This is a genomic window from Zongyangia sp. (assembly GCF_965361945.1).
In genome coordinates, this window is record NZ_CBDTOK010000101.1 from 1 (window position 1) to 3,676 (window position 3,676).

Below are 3,676 nucleotides of genomic sequence, written 5' to 3' on the forward strand. Positions count from 1 at the left end.
ATCTCCCCACCCCCTTTGTTTTTAGTATACCACAGAAGATAAGACAACAGGCCGTCATATTTTCTTCTGTTTTTGTCCATCCTAACAGGGTGGCAGCCTTCCCCTTGACAGTGCTGGCGGAAGACCCCATAATATACTCAAACGATAAACATGATTTAGCGGGCCTATCCGGCCCATAATGGAATTGGGGGGAGACTTCTCATGCAGACGCAAACTGTTTTGGCCGCCTTACAGGGCACAGGCTTTACCTTTTTGATGACTACCCTAGGCGCGTCCCTGGTCTTTTTCTTCCGGAAAGAAATCAGTGCCGGTATCCAGCGGGTTTTTCTGGGCTTTGCCGCCGGCGTCATGATTGCGGCGTCGGTTTGGTCCCTGCTCATCCCCGCCATTGAACAGGCGGAGGAGCTGGGGCAGATTGGCTGGATTCCCGCCGCAGGCGGTTTTATTCTGGGCGGGTTGTTCCTGTTTCTGCTGGATAAGCTCCTGCCCCATCTGCATCCTGGCAGCAAAGACCCAGAGGGGATGCACTCCTCCCTCAAGCGGACCACCATGCTCATCTTTGCGGTGACCCTCCACAATATTCCCGAAGGCATGGCGGTGGGCCTCTCCTTCGCCTTAGCCGCTAAAGAGGGCGGCAGCGCCATGCTGACCTCCGCCCTGGCCCTGGCTTTGGGGATTGGCATCCAGAATTTCCCCGAAGGCGCGGCGTTGTCCCTGCCCCTGCGCCAGGAAGGAACCCCCACCTGGAAGGCATTTATTTACGGCAGCCTTTCGGGGATTGTGGAACCCATCTTCGGCGTCCTCACCGTCTTTGCAGCGGGTTCGGTGGTGGGGGTCATGCCCTGGCTCCTCTCCTTTGCCGCCGGCGCCATGATCTATGTAGTGGTGGAAGAGCTGATCCCCGAGGCACATCTGGGGGAACACTCCCATACCGGCACCTTAGGCGTTATGGTGGGCTTTCTGGTCATGATGATTTTAGACGTTGCCTTGGGATAATCAAAGTAAAAAACGGAGCCTTGGGGCTCCGTTTTTTATTGAGGCTCATTGAATTATATCGGCATAAAGCTTTTGCATCTGGGCGATCTTCTCCGCCATTTCTTCCCTCAGCCACTGAGGTTCCAGCACCTGGATTCCAGCGCCGTAGGAGAGAAGGTAGCCGCTGATCCAGCTATCCCGAGGCATGCGGCTGCGCACCAGGAGGGATCCGTCCTTCTCCCGGGTGATCATCCGGCGGGGAAACTCATCATAGGCCCGATAGGCATACCGGGGAGCAATCCGCAGCACCAGCTCTACCACCTCCACCGGGACCGCCCCATCGATAGGCGCTTCTACTGGTGGGATGGATGTATGAGGGGAAAAAGTCTCCTCTGTCAAAGTCAGCTCCTCCATCCGGCTGATACGAAACATGCGGAAATCCTTCCGGCTCAGGCAGTAGGCCTGCAGGTACCAAGCCCGGCCTTTAAAACAGAGCTTCACAGGCTCCACCACACGGCGGGTTTTCTCTCCATAGGCGCTGTAATAGTCAAAGGCAATGCGCCTGCGCTCCAGCAGGGCGGTTTTCAGCAGGGAAAAGCGCGCTTTTTCTTCCGCATCACTGCCCCAATGGGAGAAGTCCACGTCGATCCAACCGCCCTCCTCCTTCTGAAACAGGGTCCCCAATCGGGAAAGAAGACGGTCACTTTCCCGGCCGCCCACCGCCTCCAGGGACTGGAGGGCATAGAGGATTTCCCTTTGCTCTTCCTCTGAAAGAAGGGACTTGTTGAGAACAAAATCCTCCACCAGGCTGATGCCGCCCCCTTTCCCCTTGACGGTGTAGACGGGAATACCAGCGGAAGAAAGGACTTCTACATCCCGATAGATGGTGCGCTCCGAGACTTCAAAGCGGCAGGCCAATTCCTTTGCTGTGACCTTCTTTTTATCCAGTAATAGATAGACAATTTCAAACAAACGGTGTATCTGCACAGATTTTCTCCTTCTCCCCCAAAGGGGCTATGGTATGATAGTATCATCATACCACAAAAAGCTGACAAATGGATGTCAGCTTTTGCAAAAACGGGATCAATGGTTTGCAAAATACTCCCGATTGTGGAGGACTGCCAGAGCGTCAGGATGGATTTCCCCCGCCAGTTCATTGTATCTAATCGCCTCTTCCCGATAGCCCAGCTGATGATAGCAGACGCAAAGCTGCAAATAGGGGATAAAGCCGTAACAGTCGGGGAGGACAAAGGCGCCGGAAGTGTCGTCCCGGGGGCGGGAGGCCGCCAGTTCATACCAGAAGATGGCGGTGGTATAGTCCCCCTGTTCCATAAAATAAGCGCCGATGTCACAGCAGGTTTCCGCCCGCGGGGCTCCATAGAAAAAGCTGCGAAACAGGGCAGGCAAGATCTGCTGTCGTTCTCCCGTTGCCCCGTAGCACTGGGCCAGCTGACGGCAGGCGTCAATGTTATTCTCGATCCAGCCCCGCCCCCCGTCCAAAAAGTCTGTGAATTCCCGGATGGCCTCCTGGTATCTTTGGTGGTAAAGAAGCTCCCTGGCATAGTAAAACTGATGCCGGGGCTCCAGCGCTCCTTTCTCCCGGAGCATCCGTTCAAAAATGCGCAGGTTCCGGTCTGGATCCCCAGGGCCTATTTTCCGATGGCTTACCGCCGCGTCACTGTAAAGGAGATTTCCCGCCGGCGGGATCACCTCGTGGACCCGCCCCTGCCAGCGGAAACCTTTCTCCCGGCGGATCATCCGCTCCCGGTAGTAGGAAAAGGTAGGAATACCCTTTTCGTCAAAGGCAATGTGATAGGGCATCATCACCATATCCACCTCTGAGGACAAGGTGCTTTTGAGCTGACGCAGTTTCTCCTGATCCTCCGGTTCTATGACATCGTCGGCATCCAGCCACAGGCAGTAATCCCCGTGGGCCTTGGAAAATGAAAAATTCCGTGCCGCCGCAAAATCATCCTTCCAGGCAAAATCATAAACCTGTTGGGTGTATCTTCCGGCAATCTCCCGGGTATTGTCGGTGCTCCCCGTATCCACCACTATGATTTCATCCACAATCTCCTGGACACTTTCCAGACATCGGGCCAGTACCTCCTCCTCGTTTTTGACAATCATGCAAAGACTGACGCTGGCCAAAGATATTCTCTCCCCTTCTGTGGTTTTTACATCCTATGCGGAAACTTTCTTTTCCTCTACCGGAGTTTATTTTCTTTGGCGAGGATCAGCCCATCTTTTATGCTGGAACAAGTTCCTTTTTTTCTCTCCTTCTTGCCATCATATCGGCTTCCTTGTTATAATAAAGCTGTTGCGGTAATTGACCGCTTTTCTTAAAAACAAACAGGAAAGGAAGAAGAAAATGAATAATTTTACCTTTTACAGCCCCACCATGTTTGTCTTTGGAAAAGGTGAGGAAAACAATACAGGCGCCTATGTCAAAAAATTTGGCGGCACCAGGGTGCTCATCCACTACGGCGGCGGCAGCGCTGTGAAAAGCGGCCTGATCGACCGGGTCAAAGCTTCCCTGGAAAAAGAGGGTCTCTCCTATGTCGTGTTGGGCGGCGTGCAACCCAATCCCCGCAGCGGCCTTGTCTATGAGGGTATCGAGCTGTGCCGCAAGGAAAAAGTAGATTTTATCGTGGCTGTAGGCGGCGGCAGCGCCATTGATTCGGCCAAAGCCATTGCCGCC

At 54.1% G+C, this 3,676-nt stretch carries 4 protein-coding genes; 2 read left to right on the forward strand and 2 right to left on the reverse strand.

Annotated features, from left to right (window positions below; translation table 11 throughout):
- Positions 1 to 201 precede the first annotated feature (201 nt).
- Entirely contained in the window at positions 202 to 996 is a 795-nt protein-coding gene (locus ACZ25G_RS06595) for a ZIP family metal transporter (protein ID WP_342681968.1), read from the forward strand.
- A gap of 45 nt (positions 997 to 1,041) precedes the next feature.
- Here the strand turns inward: ACZ25G_RS06595 and ACZ25G_RS06600 are convergent, their stop codons facing one another.
- Positions 1,042 to 1,962 carry a helix-turn-helix transcriptional regulator gene (locus ACZ25G_RS06600; protein ID WP_463681926.1) on the reverse strand — a complete coding sequence of 307 codons (921 nt, stop codon included), beginning with the start codon at positions 1,960 to 1,962 and terminating at the stop codon, positions 1,042 to 1,044.
- A 96-nt stretch (positions 1,963 to 2,058) separates the two neighbouring features.
- On the reverse strand, positions 2,059 to 3,126 hold the full coding sequence (locus ACZ25G_RS06605; RefSeq protein ID WP_463681927.1) for a tetratricopeptide repeat-containing glycosyltransferase family 2 protein: 1,068 nt from the start codon (positions 3,124 to 3,126) through the stop codon (positions 2,059 to 2,061).
- 220 nt (positions 3,127 to 3,346) lie between these two features.
- On the opposite strand from ACZ25G_RS06605, the gene ACZ25G_RS06610 reads away from it, so the two are divergent.
- Positions 3,347 to 3,676: iron-containing alcohol dehydrogenase (locus tag ACZ25G_RS06610; RefSeq protein WP_463681928.1), on the forward strand; the 330-nt coding region annotated here is incomplete at its 3' end.

Excerpts from the sequence above, each read along its gene's own strand:
- ACZ25G_RS06595 (WP_342681968.1), top strand. The coding sequence starts at position 202 with ATGCAGACGCAAACTGTTTTGGCCGCCTTACAGGGCACAGGCTTTACC.